This window comes from Aeromonas allosaccharophila (assembly GCF_016026615.1).
In the GTDB taxonomy this organism is placed as follows: domain Bacteria; phylum Pseudomonadota; class Gammaproteobacteria; order Enterobacterales; family Aeromonadaceae; genus Aeromonas; species Aeromonas allosaccharophila.
The window spans coordinates 3,449,090-3,462,693 of record NZ_CP065745.1 but is presented as its reverse complement, the minus strand read 5'-3'; the positions used below and the strand labels follow the sequence as shown (position 1 = coordinate 3,462,693).

At 61.1% G+C, this 13,604-nt stretch carries 12 protein-coding genes; 4 read left to right on the top strand and 8 right to left on the bottom strand.

Annotated features, from left to right (window positions below):
• Positions 1-147 precede the first annotated feature (147 nt).
• Positions 148-561: an Hsp20 family protein gene (locus I6G90_RS15805; protein WP_197928269.1), complete on the top strand. Its 414-nt coding sequence runs from the start codon at positions 148-150 to the stop codon at positions 559-561.
• Positions 562-653: 92 nt separating this feature from the next.
• On the top strand, positions 654-1,094 hold the full coding sequence (locus I6G90_RS15800; protein ID WP_042063298.1) for an Hsp20 family protein: 441 nt from the start codon (positions 654-656) through the stop codon (positions 1,092-1,094).
• Positions 1,095-1,166: 72 nt separating this feature from the next.
• Here the strand turns inward: I6G90_RS15800 and I6G90_RS15795 are convergent, their stop codons facing one another.
• On the bottom strand, positions 1,167-2,417 hold the full coding sequence (locus I6G90_RS15795; protein ID WP_197928267.1) for a valine--pyruvate transaminase: 1,251 nt from the start codon (positions 2,415-2,417) through the stop codon (positions 1,167-1,169).
• A 292-nt stretch (positions 2,418-2,709) separates the two neighbouring features.
• On the opposite strand from I6G90_RS15795, the gene I6G90_RS15790 reads away from it, so the two are divergent.
• Positions 2,710-2,943, top strand: a complete 234-nt coding sequence (locus tag I6G90_RS15790; protein WP_197928265.1) for a hypothetical protein — start codon at positions 2,710-2,712, stop codon at positions 2,941-2,943.
• On the opposite strand, the gene I6G90_RS15785 is transcribed toward I6G90_RS15790, so the two are convergent.
• Positions 2,873-3,697: an AraC family transcriptional regulator gene (locus I6G90_RS15785; RefSeq protein WP_197928263.1), complete on the bottom strand. Its 825-nt coding sequence runs from the start codon at positions 3,695-3,697 to the stop codon at positions 2,873-2,875. The genes I6G90_RS15790 and I6G90_RS15785 overlap by 71 nt on opposite strands.
• Before the next feature lie 92 nt (positions 3,698-3,789).
• Here I6G90_RS15785 and I6G90_RS15780 point away from each other — a divergent pair, with 92 nt between their 5' ends.
• Complete coding sequence (locus I6G90_RS15780; protein WP_197928262.1) at positions 3,790-4,917, top strand: multidrug effflux MFS transporter; 1,128 nt, start codon at positions 3,790-3,792, stop codon at positions 4,915-4,917.
• Positions 4,918-4,921: 4 nt separating this feature from the next.
• On the opposite strand, the gene I6G90_RS15775 is transcribed toward I6G90_RS15780, so the two are convergent.
• The 6 genes from I6G90_RS15775 to I6G90_RS15750 form a co-directional block, all read right to left on the bottom strand.
• Positions 4,922-5,605, bottom strand: coding sequence for a response regulator (locus I6G90_RS15775; RefSeq protein ID WP_197928260.1), 684 nt, complete (start codon positions 5,603-5,605; stop codon positions 4,922-4,924).
• Positions 5,605-8,193, bottom strand: coding sequence for a sensor histidine kinase (locus tag I6G90_RS15770; protein WP_197928259.1), 2,589 nt, complete (start codon positions 8,191-8,193; stop codon positions 5,605-5,607). Before I6G90_RS15770 ends, I6G90_RS15775 begins: the two co-directional genes overlap by 1 nt.
• A gap of 126 nt (positions 8,194-8,319) precedes the next feature.
• Positions 8,320-8,847 carry a potassium-transporting ATPase subunit C gene (locus I6G90_RS15765; RefSeq protein ID WP_197928257.1) on the bottom strand — a complete coding sequence of 176 codons (528 nt, stop codon included), beginning with the start codon at positions 8,845-8,847 and terminating at the stop codon, positions 8,320-8,322.
• A gap of 62 nt (positions 8,848-8,909) precedes the next feature.
• Positions 8,910-10,967, bottom strand: coding sequence for a potassium-transporting ATPase subunit KdpB (gene kdpB / locus I6G90_RS15760; RefSeq protein WP_197928256.1), 2,058 nt, complete (start codon positions 10,965-10,967; stop codon positions 8,910-8,912).
• Positions 10,968-11,034: 67 nt separating this feature from the next.
• Positions 11,035-12,729, bottom strand: coding sequence for a potassium-transporting ATPase subunit KdpA (gene kdpA, locus I6G90_RS15755; RefSeq protein WP_197928254.1), 1,695 nt, complete (start codon positions 12,727-12,729; stop codon positions 11,035-11,037).
• 327 nt (positions 12,730-13,056) lie between these two features.
• Positions 13,057-13,494: a winged helix-turn-helix transcriptional regulator gene (locus tag I6G90_RS15750; protein WP_232099153.1), complete on the bottom strand. Its 438-nt coding sequence runs from the start codon at positions 13,492-13,494 to the stop codon at positions 13,057-13,059.
• Positions 13,495-13,604: the final 110 nt, after the last annotated feature.

Genomic DNA, 13,604 nt, shown 5'->3' with positions numbered 1-13,604 from the left:
TAAAAAATTTGAAAAAAATCCCCTTGAAAGGAAAAAGTGAGCCCCTATATAGGTAACAAGGCCGGAACGCTCAACAGAGGTTTCGACCCAGTCGCCCGTCCATCAGGAGGGCAAACAATCCGTTATCGCTCACAAGAGGGTAATACTATGCGTTCTATCGACTTTTCTCCGCTCTATCGTTCTGCCATCGGTTTCGATCGTCTGGCCAATCTCATCGAATCTGCGGCCAGCAATGGCAATGCCGGTTATCCCCCCTACAACATCGAGCAGCTGGGTGACAACGACTACCGCATCAGCATGGCGGTGGCGGGCTTTGCCCAGGAAGAGCTGGAGCTGAGCTTCCAGGAAAATCTGCTGACGGTGAAGGGCAACAAGCAGGCCGACACCGGGCGCAACTATCTCTATCAGGGGATCGCCGAACGGGGTTTCGAGCGCCGTTTCCAGCTGGCCGACTATGTGCGGGTGAAAGGGGCTGATCTGAAAAACGGCTTGCTGCACATCGAGCTGGTGCGTGAAGTGCCCGAGGCGATGAAGCCGCGCAAGATTGAGATCAACGGCTGATAGCCTGAATTCACTGAAATTTTAAAATTTCCCGGGTGCCGATAACGGGCCTGTGGAGAGTTGAACCTGTTGCTTATTAGAAGGATAGGATTATGCGTAACCTCGATTTTTCTCATCTCTATTCCAATGCCGTCGGCTTCGAGCGGATGGCCCGTGAGCTGGAAGGTCTGTTCGATCAGAAGACCGCCGCTTACCCCCCGTACAACATTGAGAAGCGTGATCAGGATGGCTATCGCATCACGGTCGCCGTGGCTGGCTTCGAGCGCGAAGAGCTGGAGCTGGAGACCGAAAACGGCACCCTCAAGGTGAAGGGGCGCAAAGGGGCGGCGGCCGGTGAGCGTCAGTTCCTCCATCAGGGGATTGCCGAGCGTGACTTCGAGCTCGCCTTCAAGCTGAGCCAGCACGTAGAGGTGCAGGGTGCCAAGCTGGAGCATGGTCTGCTGACCATCGACCTGGCCCGCGAACTGCCGGAGGCGCTCAAGCCCCGCGCTATCCCCATCGGTAAACCCGACCAGCTGGCGCTGCCCGGTTAAGCAAACCGGATCGCGATAAACGACAAAGGCCTGCATCTGCAGGCCTTTGTGTTTTTGCATCGCCGAACTGGATTAGCTGGCGTAGAGGCGGTTGATCTCCTCTGCCAGAATGGCGATGCCACGGCGCACCAGCTCCTCGCTCTGGGAGTAGTTAAGGCGGATGCACTCCTGACTGTGGCGCCACTCGGGGTCGTCGATGCCGGGGAAGAAGTAGTGACCCGGCACAATCAGCAGGTTCTTCGCCTTCAGTCGCTCGTAAAGCTCCTGACAGTGGATCGGCAAGCCTTCAAACCAGAGCCAGAGGAAGAGGGCCCCTTCCGGCTTGTGGATATGGAAGCGCGGGTCGGGGATCGCTTCGCGCAGCAGCTGCACCGCCAGCTCCACCTTCTGCTGATAGAAGGGTTTCACTACCTGTTCGCTGAGGGCGATGATCTCGCCGCTCTCGATCATCGGGATGGTGATGGCGGGGCCCAGACTGCCCGGCGCCAGATTGATGATGCCGCTCAGGTTGGTGATGGCCTGAATGATCTTCTCGTCAGCGATGACGATGCCGCAGCGGGTGCCCGGCAAGCCGAGCTTGGAGAGGCTCATGCAGAGGATGGTGTTGGCGTTCCAGAACGGCTTGGCTTCGCTGAAGATGATGCCCGGGAAGGGGACGCCGTAGGCGTTGTCGATCAGCAGCGGGATTCCCTTGTCGCGGGCGATCTGATCGAGGTGTTCGATCTCTTCGTCGGTCAGCACGTTGCCGGTGGGGTTGGTCGGGCGGGAGACGCAGATCACTCCGATATCGTCACCCACCTGCAGGCTCTCAAAATCCACATGGTACTTGAACTGGCCATCGGGTAGCTTCTCGATGGTGGGCTTGTAGGCCACGAAGTAGTCGTCGGCCAGCGCCGAGTCGGCATAGCCGATGTACTCGGGAGCGAGCGGGAACAGCACCTTCTTCTTGCGGCCATCGGCAAATTCACCGGCCAGCAGGTTGAACAGGTAGAAGAAGGCATTCTGGCTGCCGTTGGTCAGGGCGATATTACGGGCTGAGATATCCCACCCCAGCTCTTTGCTGAGCAGGGCTGCCAGCGCCCTGGTGAACCTGTCTTTGCCCTGGGGGCCATCGTAGTTGGCCATCGCTTTGACCAGCTCGCCGTTGTCGAGCAGGCTCTTGGCCTCGGCCTGAAAGCGTTCCAGCATGGCGGGGATCGGGGCCGGATTGCCGCCACCCAGCATGATGGCGTCCGGATTGGTCAGCCCCTGATTGAGGTCATCCATGAGTTGGGTAATACCGGCGTGGCGAGTGAACTTCTCGCCGAACAAGGAAAATTCCATTCGGTGACAGATCCAGAGTCAGTTACGAAGATGTAGCACCATAGCTCAGTTTAAAAGCGGGTGTCGATCAAAAAGATGGGACGTTCCACGTGGAACATGGTGCAAAAATCAAGCGTGGTTAAAAGCACCAACTGTTGGTTTAAAAATGACCGAGCGGAATGCATTTTGCGACTCAATTTGCTGTCGCAAGATAGTTAATTTAAACAAAATCATCATGTTATGAATTGCATTAGGATTGGCACAACTATTGGAATAGCTATCTGGTCATCTCAACCATACCGGAGCAAACCAGATGAAAAGCCTGATCGCCACCCTGATTGTGAGTGCCCTGAGCCTGAACGTGATGGCCAACGAGAACCCGCGACCCGAGCTGGAGAGTGCCCAGCTGGAGCAAGATGTGCAGAGCGAGTTGCAACAGGCATCCCATGCCGTGGTGCAGGATGCGCTCCACAATCTCAAGCTGCTGATGCTGGATACCCTGGTGGTGGAGGCGAGTCAGGCTGCTGCGACTCACCCCGAGAGCTGAGATAGCGCAGGGGAGTCTGCCCCGTATGTTGTTTGAAGAAGCTGATGAAGGCGCTGTCGCTGGAGAACTCCAGCGCAGCGGCAATCCGGCTGATGGGCTCGCTTTCTGCCAGCAACTCCATGGCGCGCAACAGCCGCCACTGCTGACGCCACGCCTGATAGCTCATGCCGGTCTCCCGCATGAAGATGCGGCCAATGGTCTTGTCACTGGCACCCACCCGTTCGGCCAGCCGGTTGAGCCGATCGGGCAGGGCATTCCCCCGTTTCAACTGCTGTAGCCAGTCGCCCAGTCTGGGATCGGTCGGCAGCGGTAGTTGCCATGACTCTCGCGGCGCCAGCCCCAATTCTTCCATAAACAGCGCCACCGTCCGCTGTTGCTGCTCTTGCGGCTTGTCCCACGGCCAGAGCGCCATCCGTTCAATCAGTTCGTACAGCAGCGGATTGACCGCCAGCACCTCCACCGTGGCGGGCAACTCGGGGTGTGGCTGGAAGTAGAGGGAGCGGTAGGCGACGACACCACGCATCAGTACCCGATGGGCTGTGCCCGCTGGCAGCCAGGCCGCACGGGTAGGCGGCAGCAGGCAGACCCGACCTTCCAGCTCCATGATCATGCAGCCGGATTGGGCGAACAGCAGCTGATGGCGCTGATGCTGATGCAGGCCAGAGTCGTGCCAGCCGAGCGCGGAGGCAATGCCGATCACGCTGCCCGTCAGCTGGTCGGGGTCAAAAGGGTGATCGGGAAGAATAAAGGCCATGTGTCCGATTTTTGATGTTTATAGTCCTGCTTATTGTAATCAGACAATCGGCATCTCTCTAGAATGGCGACCTCTTGTGAAGGAGGTTTGTCATGAACAACAAGTTGCCACCGCTCTGGCTGGTGGTGGGATTGATGATGTTTCCCCAGATTGTGGAGACCATCTACAGCCCGGTACTGACTCACATCGCCAGCCAGTTTCGGGTGAGCGAAGGGCAGGCATCCCAGACACTGTCGGTCTATTTTCTGGCGTTTGCGGTAGGCGTGGTCTGCTGGGGGCGGCTATGCGATCTGATTGGGCGGCGTCCCGCCATGCTGGCGGGGTTGCTCACCTATGGCGTCGGCACCCTGCTGGCGCTGCTGGCCAACCAGTTTGAAACTCTATTGCTGGCCCGGGTCATCTCGGCCTTTGGCGCCGCCGTGGGCTCCGTGGTGACCCAGACCATGCTGCGCGATAGCTATCAGGGTAGCGATCTGGCGCGGGTCTTCTCGGTGATGGGCATTGCACTCTCCCTGAGCCCGGTGCTGGGGCTGCTCAGTGGCGGCCAGCTGGCGAGCGGGTTCGGCTATCTCGGGGTATTCAGTGGTCTGCTGGTGCTGGCGGCTCTCTTGCTGCTGGTGGCCTGCTGGCAACTGCCGGAAACCCGTCCGGCCACTACTCAGCGAGTCGCGCTCTGGCCGCTGGCGTGCCGGATGATGAAGGATGGCGGACTCTGGCGCAGTGCCATGCTGGTCGCGCTGTTCAACACCATGCTGTTTGGTTACTACAGTCTGGCGCCGTTCCTGTTTGCCGGATTGGGATTGAGTACCGGCGAGTTTGGTTACTCGGGGATCTTGCTGGCGCTGGCGACCCTGTTCGGCAGCCTGCTCAACAAGCATCTGCTGGGGAGGGGGTGGCTGCCGTCATCTCTGGTCAGGCTGGCCTGCGCTCTGGCGCTGGTTGCCGGATTGTTGGTCTGGACGAGTCAGGGCAGCCTCTGGTTCCTGCTGCCCATGATGGGCGTGGTGGTTGCTTTCGGTCTGGCGATCCCCAATGTGCTGAGTCAGGCGTTGCTGGCCTATCGCGAAGTGGCAGGCAGTGCTGGCGCCCTGTTCGGGCTTGGCTACTACCTGCTGCTCAGTCTGGGGTTGGCGGTGGCGGCCGGATTGCAGGATCTTGGCCTGTTGCTCAGTGGCTGCGGCCTGCTGGCGCTGCTTTGCAGTGGGCGTCGTTCCACGTGAAACGTCAGTTGCCGATAAAGCGGTAGCCGATACCGGATTCTGTCTCGATAAGCGCCGGTTGCTGGGGGTTATCCCCCAGCTTTTTGCGCAGGCTGGCGATGACGATGCGCAGGTAGTGGGTGTCTTCCTTGTGGCTCGGCCCCCAGATGTCGTTGAGCAACTGGGTCTGCATCACCAGCTTGCCGGGGTGGCACACCAGCGCCTGCAGCAGGGCGAACTCCTTGCGAGAGAGGGGGATCTCCTCCTCCTTCATGGTCACCTTGTGGCTGCTGATATCCAGCGTCAGCCCGCATTGGGGGAAGTGGCGCCGCTCGCCGCTGCTGACGCCAGCCCGCTGGCGCAAGAGCGCGCGAATGCGGGCCATCATCTCGCCAATGCCAAATGGTTTGCTCATATAGTCGTTGGCTCCCGCATCCAGCAGCCGCACCTTCTCCTGCTCCGAATCGCGGGCCGACAGCACCAGTACCGGGTTGGGGTGATGCTCGCGAATGGCCTGCAACACCTGAATGCCATCACCATCCGGCAGACCGAGATCGAGGATCACCAGATCGGGGTTGAGGTGGCGATACTGCTCCAGCCCTTCATTGACCCCCACCGCCTCACTCACCTGATGCCCCTCGGCAATCAGGCTGATCCGCAGAAAGCGGCGGATCGCCGCTTCATCATCAATGACCAGAATGTGAGCCATCAAACCTCCGGTGAATTGAGGGCGAGCGGCAGGGAGATGCGCATGCAGGTGCCGTTGCCATTGGGGCCTGAGAAGGCCCAAATCTTGCCGCCGTGGGCCTCTATCATAGCGCGGGAAATGGCGAGGCCAAGCCCGGTGCCACGGCTGCCGCAATCGCCCACCGGCTGGGTGTAGAAGAGGTTGAAGATCTTCTCCCGATCCGACTCGGCGATACCGACCCCGATATCGATGATGTCGATGATGAGATCGGGCTCGGCCAGCATCACCTTGAACTCGATGGGGGTGCCTGCCGGCGAGTAGCGGGAGGCGTTGTCGAGAATATTGACCAGCACCTGCTCGATCAGGGCGCCGTGCACATAGAGCTGGGGCACATGCTGATCGAAATGGACCAGCAGCTTGTGCTGGCGCCAGGAGGAGTCGAGCCGCTTGCGGGCGCTCTCCACCAGATCCGCCAGATCGACCCAGTCCCGTTTCAGCTGGAAATCGGGGGAGCCGATGCGGGTCATATCCAGCAGATTCTGCACATAGCTGTGCAGGCGGCGAGCCTCCTCCTGTACCGAGTGGAGCAGTTCGTCGCGGTCTTCAGCAGGGATCCGGTCACCATATTCCAGCAGGGTACTGCCAGCCCCCATGATGGTCGCCAGCGGGGTTTTCAAATCGTGGGAGACCGAGGAGAGCAGAGCGGCGCGCATCCGGTCGGTCTCCGCCTGTAGCTGGCTGTCGGCCAGCCGTTCGTTGAGGTCGATCCGCGCCAGTGCCGCGCGAATGTCGGTGAGCAGCGCCTGCAGCTGGTGCTCGGCGGAGGAGGAGAGCGGATTGGTCAGGGTTATGCCAATCACCAGATCGTCGCTGAGGTGGTGATACTGCGCCTCAGCGGCATTGAGGGTCGCTGTGTGGGCCCCGGCGCTCTGTTTCTGGGCCAGACACCAGTCGATGGCCGCCTTGTCGGTCTGTCCCGGTCTGTGCTTCTCGTTGCCGAGCCGGTCGTTGAACTCCTTGTCGATCACCACAGTCGGCTGGCCGAGCGCCAGCGAAATGGCCTGGGCACCTTGTCTGAGTACCTCCTCCGGACTGCTGGCGGTGGCCAGTCCCTGACTGAGGGAGAGCAGGGCATTGCCCAGCTGCTGGGTCTCGCGCAGGCCGATCAACTGCTGCCGCTGGCGGGAGGCGAGCCGCCCCGCCGTCATGCCGACGATAAGCAGCACGAACAGGGTGAGCAGGTCGCTGTGGTTGGCGACGCTGAGGGAGAAGTAGGGGGCGGTGAATAGCAGATTGTGGGCGATAAAGCCCAGCACCGCCGCCAGCGTCGCAGGCACCAGACTGGTGGTGAGGGCGGTCGCCAGCACCCCCAGCACGAACAGCAGCGGCAGGGCGGCAGGTGGCAGCCAGTAGGAGAGCCCCCAGGCGGCAGCCGAGGTGATCCCCATGATGGCTACCGCCAGCAGGCTGTGGTGGATATCCTTCGGGGTCGCGGAGCGCATCCCCACTCCGGGCTGGTGCTTCCCGGTATCGACCAGGGTGATTTCGAGCCCCTGCGCCTGCTTGAGCAGGTGTTGCACCAGCGAGCGGCGCCACGGCGCCTTGTGGGGTTTGCCGAGCAGCAACTGGGAGACCTGCTGCTGCTCGGCGGTCTCCAGCAGGGTGTTGGCGACCGCCGGACTGGAGAGGGTCAGCACCTTGGCACCGAGGTGGGAGGCGAGCGCCAGCGCCTGCTCCACATCGGCAGATCGGCGGCCATTGCTGTCGATATGCACCACCAGCCAGGGGAGCTGGCGGCGCTGGGCAAAGCGGTGGCCATAGCGCACCAGCGCCGAGCCGTGCTGATCGCCGAGGCAGACCATCAGCTTGCCCCGCAGCGGCAAGGTGGTCTTGCCTGCTGCCTGCCACTGCAGTTGCAGATCCCCTTCCACATGGCTGGCGGCGGTCTGCATCGCCAGCTCCCGTAATGCGGTGAGGTTGTTGAGGGAGAAGAAGGATTGCAGCGCCGCCTTGGCCTGATGGGGCACATAGACCTTGCCCTCCTTGAGGCGGCCGAGCAGCTCCTTGGGGGGCAGGTCGATCAACACCAGACTGTCGGCTTCCAGCAGCACCTGATCGGGCAGGGTCTCTTTCACCCTGACCCCGGTCAGCTGCCACACCAGATCGTTGAGGCTCTCCAGATGCTGCACGTTGAGGGTGGTGTAGACGTCGATGCCAGCGTTCAGCAGCTCCTCCACATCCTGCCAGCGCTTCTCGTGGCGGCTGCCTGGGGCGTTGCTGTGGGCCAGTTCGTCCACCACGGCGATGGCCGGTTTGCGGGCGAGCAGGCCGTCGAGATCCATCTCCTCCAGCCGCTGCTGGCGGTGCATGTGGATCTTGCGCGGCATGATGGCGAGCTTGTCGAGCAGAGCCAGGGTCTCCTGACGGCCGTGGGTCTCCACCACGCCGATCAGGATATCGACCTCCTCTTTGGCCTGTTCCCGCACTGCCTGCAGCATGGCGTAGGTCTTGCCCACGCCGGGAGCGGCCCCGAGAAACACCTTCAGCTTGCCCTTGTGCTCCTGTTCCAGACTCGCCAGCAGGGCGTCGGCCCTTGCTTCATCACGCATCCCCATGCTCCTGCACCAGACTCGTCAGCAGGGCATCAGCGCTTGCCACATCAGCCATTGTTATCCCTATCGAGCCAACTGCCCGTTTCGAAAATCGAGGTCATCACCAAACCGGAATGGGCGCCATCAGGCGCCCTTTTTATGATCCAGTTGCAGATTCAGCTGGAGAATGTTGACCACCTGCGGGCCAAGGATACCAGCTTGTGTGGCTGACTTGACCTGCTCCGTCAGTTGGGCGGGATCCAGCCCACGTTCTTTGGCAACGCGGTCCACCTGAGCCAGCACCGCATCGAGCGGCAGGTGGGGATCGAGGCCGGAAGCCGAGCGTGTCAGCATGGCGGGGGAGCTGGTTTCAGGCTGTGCCTTGGCTGCCTGTTCGGCAAACTCTGCCCGCAGCGGTGAGCTCATCCCCAGATTGCTGGCGCTACCGCCAATGGTGTTGAAATCGCTGGCGGAGGGGCGGGGATGGAAGTAGTCAGCCCGCTCGAATTTCTGTCCCAGCAGGGCGCTACCGATCAGTTGCTGCTTGCTGTCGGTGAGCTGGCTGCCGTTGGCCTGCCAGGGGAACAGCAGTTGGGCCAGCCCGGTGACGGCCAGCGGGTAGGCGATCCCCAGCAGCAGGGTCAGGGTCAACAGGGTTCTGATTGCTATCATGATTCTCTTGCTCCAAAAGGATGGCTGGGGATGCGGGTCTGTCCCGCATCCCGGTTATGTCGTTACACCAAACCCAGGCCGGTAATGACCAGGTCGATCAGCTTGATGCCAATGAAAGGCACCAGCAGGCCGCCGACACCGTAGATCAGCAGGTTGCGGCGCAGCAGGCTGGCGGCCGAGCCTTTCAGGTCGACACCACGCAGCGCCAGCGGCACCAGCGCCACAATGATCAGGGCGTTGAAGATGATGGCCGACAGGATGGCGCTCTGTGGGCTGCCCAGCTGCATCAGGTTCAGTGCTCCCAGTTGCGGGTAGGCGGCGATGAACAGGGCTGGCAGGATGGCGAAGTACTTGGCCACGTCGTTGGCGATGGAGAAGGTGGTCAGGGCGCCACGGGTCACCAGCAGCTGTTTGCCGACCAGCACCACATCCAGCAGCTTGGTGGGGTTGGAGTCGAGATCCACCAGGTTGCCCGCCTCCTTGGCGGCCTGGGTACCCTCGTTCATGGCCAGCCCCACGTCAGCCTGTGCCAGCGCGGGCGCGTCGTTGGCGCCGTCACCGCACATGGCGACCAGACGACCATCGGCCTGCTCCTGACGGATATAGGCGAGCTTCTTCTCCGGCGTCGCCTCGGCGATGAAGTCATCCACCCCGGCTTCGGCGGCGATGGCGGCGGCGGTTTTCGGGTTGTCGCCGGTGATCATCACGGTGCGGATCCCCATGTGGCGCAGGATCTGGAAGCGAGCCTTGATACCGGGCTTGATGATGTCCTTGAGGTAGACCACCCCCAACAGTTTCTCCTGAGTGCAGACCAGCAGCGGAGTCCCACCCTGACGGGCGATGCTGTCGACTGACTTGAGCACCAGCTCAGGTACCGCCTTGCGGTCGAGGCTGAGGTAGTTCAGCACGGCATCTACCGCCCCCTTGCGATATTGATGACCGTTGCGATCCAGTCCGCTCAGCCGGGTTTCGGCGCTGAAGGGGATCACCTTGTCGCTCTCCAGCTGGCTCGGCTTGGCCATGCTTTTGCTGGCCAGAGTCAGGATGGATTTGCCCTCCGGGGTATTGTCACCCAGCGAGGCCAGCATGGCGGCTTGTGCCAGCAGGGCGGGGTCAACGCCCGGTGCCGGGATCAACTCGTCGGCCATCCGGTTGCCGAAGGTGATGGTGCCGGTCTTGTCCAGCAGCAGGGTGCGCACGTCACCAGCCGCTTCCACGGCACGGCCTGACTTGGCGATGACGTTCAGCTTCACCAGTCGATCCATACCGGCAATGCCGATGGCGGAGAGCAGGCCGCCGATGGTGGTCGGGATCAGGGTGATGAAGAGAGCGATCAGGTAGAGGCGCGGTACCTGAGTGCCGTTGTAGTCGAGGAACCAAGGCAGGGTCGCGACCACCAACAGGAAGATCAGGGTCAGCCCCACCAGCAGGGCGTCGAGCGCCATCTCGTTGGGGGTCTTCTGACGTTTGGCCCCTTCCACCAGTGCGATCATCCGATCCAGCGTGCTTTCGCCCGGATTGTTGCTGACGCGCACCCAGATCTCGTCAGAGACGACGGTGGTGTTGCCGGTCACACCGCTGCGGTCGGTGCCCGACTCGCGGATGACGGGGGCGGATTCGCCGGTGATGGCGGCCTCGTTGACCGAGGCGATACCGGCGATCACTTCACCGTCGGCCGGGATCATCTCGCCGCTGCGTACCAGCACCAGATCACCCTTCATCAGGCTGGTGGCCGATACCCACTCGCCCTGACCATCTTTGGCATCGGTCACCCGACGGGCCTTGAGCTGGCTCATGCCCGCTTTCAGGCTGTCGGCGCGGGCCTTGCCGCGCCCCTCGGCCAGGGTTTCCGCGAAGTTGGCAAACCAGAGGGTCAGCCAGAGCCAGGCGGTCAGCTGCCAGGCCAGCGAGGGGGCAACACCCGAGAAGGGCTGCCCCAGCAGGGATTCAACGGTCGCCATCACAGCGGCCAGCCAGAGGGTGAACAGGATAGGGCTGCCAAACAGCGCCTTGGGATTGAAGCGATAGAGGGCCTCAACCATGGCTTGCAGGACCTGTGATTTCTGTTTCTTGCCCTTCACCTTAATGGTGTCGGTGCTCATTGCAGTGGACTTGCTCATTGGAAAGCTCCCAGCATCAGATAGTTGGCTATTGGCATCCGGATGGTGATCGACAGGGTCAGGTTCATCAGAACGCCCCCCCGATCAGGCTCAGATGTTCGGCCACCGGGCCCAGTGCCAGCACCGGCAGGAAGGAGAGGCCACCTATCAGCAGGACAGTGATGATCAGCAGGGTAACGAACAGCGGGCCGCTGATGGGGAAGTCACCTTCGCTCGTCTCCTGACGGGGTGTGCGGGCCAGCTGACCGGCGATGGCCAGTACCGGAATGATGTAGCCGAAGCGACCGAGCAGCATGGCCAGACCGATGGCGATGCACTGCCAGTTGTCCCCGGCGGCAAAACCGGCGAAGGCGGAGCCGTTGTTGCCGGCAGCCGAGGCGTAGGCATAGATGAGGCGTGACAGACCGTGCGGGCCGTCGTGACCGATGATGGTGCTGGCATCCGGCATCAGCAGGGTGATACCACCGATCACCAACACACCCAGCGGCATCACCAGCATGCTGGCGACCACCCACTTCATCTCGGTGATACCGAGGCGTTTGCCCAGATAGGTCGGGGTGCGCCCCACCATCAGGCCGCAGAGGAACACGGTCAGCAGCACGAACAGCATCATGCCGTAGATACCGGCACCCACGCCGCCGAACACCACTTCACCCAGCAGCATGTTGATCATGCCAACCATACCGGCGAGGGGGGCAAAGCTGTCGTGCATGGCGTTGACCGAGCCGTTGGAGGCGGCGGTGGTCGCCACTTCCCAGATGCTGGAGAGCACCGGGCCGAAGCGGCTCTCCTTGCCTTCCCAGTTGCCTGCCATATTGCTGGCGTCAGTGGTGAGGTGGGCGAGGGCCGGATCCAGTTTCAGCTCCTGAGTGATGGAGACGAAGAGCCCCAGCACCAGCATGAGGGTCATGGCGCCGAGAATGGCACGGCTGTGGGCCATGTCTTTCACATAGCGGCCCAGAGTAAAGACCATGGCTGCGGCGATAGTGAGCAGAGTCACCATCTCCAGCCAGTTGGAGAGGGCTGTCGGGTTCTCGAACGGATGTGCCGAGTTGATGCCGAAGAAGCCGCCGCCGTTGGAGCCAAGCTGCTTGATGGCGATCTGAGAAGCCGCCGGGCCGAGCGGCAGCAGTTGCTCCTGACCTTCCACACCGTGGAACGGCAGATAGGCGGAGAGGCTTTGCGGCACCCCTTGCCACACCAGCACCAGCGCCATGATCAGCGCGATTGGCAGCAGCACGTAGAGGCAGAAACGCACCAGATCCTGCCAGAAGTTGCCAAGGTTGATGGTCTGTTGGCGAGCGATACCGCGGAACAGGGCAATGGCTACGGCGGCGCCCGTCCCTGCGGAGACGAAGTTCTGGGTGGTCAGGCCCACCATCTGGCTGAAGTAGGAGAGGCTGGCCTCACCGGAATAGGCTTGCCAGTTGGTGTTGGTCATAAAGCTGACCGCGGTGTTGAAGGCGAGTTGCCAGCTCAGACCCGGCAGTTGTTGCGGGTTGAGTGGCAGCAACCCCTGCGCCATCAGGATCAGGAACAGCAGACCGAAACCGGCGCCGTTGAAGGCCAGCAGGCTGAGGGCGTAGGACTTCCAGTCCTGCTCCCGTCCATCGGTGCCGCAACAGGCCAGCGTGGCGCGCTCGACCGGTGCCAGCCAGCGGGTTTTGCCTTCAAATACCCGGTAGATGTAGTTGCCCAGCAGCGGTGCCGGCAGCAGAACCAGCAGCACGAAGGCCACCGGATAGATCACTTCTTGCCACATATCAGATCCCTCACTCGTGACTGCGCGTGAGTGCACGCAGCAGGTAGACCATCAAGGCGAGGACGAGCAGCAGATATAGCCAATTCATATCGACTCCATTGAGATAATTAGCTGCGAGAGTCGATGTAAAACCCTATCGACTCTGTTGGTGTCATTGACGCTGAAAGGGTATGTAAAACAGGCGTAAAGGCGCCATAAAGCGCCATGGGGCAGGCGTAAAATCGGCGTAAAGAACGGCGGTTTTGCGAGAGAAATGGCGAGGAGAGATCAAAAAACCCGGCCTGAGCCGGGTTCGGGTGAAAGACGATGCGATTGCCAAATCACCTGTCAGCTTTCATCAGGCATCACCACGCGCAGCGGGCGGGTCCCAATCTTTGCCCCGGTCACTTCATCGACCACGATGGCCTTGATTTCTGTGTCGGCCTCCATATCGAAGAAACGGATCATGTTGTCGTCGCCCCGATATTGGCGACCCCACTCACCAATCATGAAGAGTATCGGTAGAAAATCGCGACCGGCGGCGGTCAGCAGATACTCCTCACGGGGTGGATGTTCAGAATAAAGCCTTTTTTCCAGCAAACCCTCTTCGGTCAACGTCGCCAGTCGGCGGGTCAACATCGTGGGCGCTATCCCCAGACTTTTCCGGAACTGGTCAAAGCGAGTGAGACCGGCATGGGCATCGCGCAGGATCAATATGCTCCATGCATCACCAGCAATCGCCATGCTGCGCGCGATTGGGCATGGGGTATCGTAACTTTTTTTCATGTTCATACTGTTTTGATAGTGACTTGGTTGTGAATTGATAGTAAGTTGATATCAATTTGATAGTAACACTGCAACCACAAACAATCCACCCAACACGGAGATCTCGGACA

Bases quoted from the DNA above. Each gene is read 5' to 3' on its own strand.
- I6G90_RS15805 (WP_197928269.1), top strand. From the start codon at position 148: ATGCGTTCTATCGACTTTTCTCCGCTCTATCGTTCTGCCATCGGTTTC.
- I6G90_RS15800 (WP_042063298.1), top strand. From the start codon at position 654: ATGCGTAACCTCGATTTTTCTCATCTCTATTCCAATGCCGTCGGCTTC.
- I6G90_RS15795 (WP_197928267.1), bottom strand. From the start codon at position 2,417: ATGGAATTTTCCTTGTTCGGCGAGAAGTTCACTCGCCACGCCGGTATT.
- I6G90_RS15790 (WP_197928265.1), top strand. From the start codon at position 2,710: ATGAAAAGCCTGATCGCCACCCTGATTGTGAGTGCCCTGAGCCTGAAC.
- I6G90_RS15785 (WP_197928263.1), bottom strand. From the start codon at position 3,697: ATGGCCTTTATTCTTCCCGATCACCCTTTTGACCCCGACCAGCTGACG.
- I6G90_RS15780 (WP_197928262.1), top strand. From the start codon at position 3,790: ATGAACAACAAGTTGCCACCGCTCTGGCTGGTGGTGGGATTGATGATG.
- I6G90_RS15775 (WP_197928260.1), bottom strand. From the start codon at position 5,605: ATGGCTCACATTCTGGTCATTGATGATGAAGCGGCGATCCGCCGCTTT.
- I6G90_RS15770 (WP_197928259.1), bottom strand. From the start codon at position 8,193: ATGCGTGATGAAGCAAGGGCCGACGCCCTGCTGGCGAGTCTGGAACAG.
- I6G90_RS15765 (WP_197928257.1), bottom strand. From the start codon at position 8,847: ATGATAGCAATCAGAACCCTGTTGACCCTGACCCTGCTGCTGGGGATC.
- kdpB (WP_197928256.1), bottom strand. From the start codon at position 10,967: ATGAGCAAGTCCACTGCAATGAGCACCGACACCATTAAGGTGAAGGGC.
- kdpA (WP_197928254.1), bottom strand. From the start codon at position 12,729: ATGTGGCAAGAAGTGATCTATCCGGTGGCCTTCGTGCTGCTGGTTCTG.
- I6G90_RS15750 (WP_232099153.1), bottom strand. From the start codon at position 13,494: ATGAAAAAAAGTTACGATACCCCATGCCCAATCGCGCGCAGCATGGCG.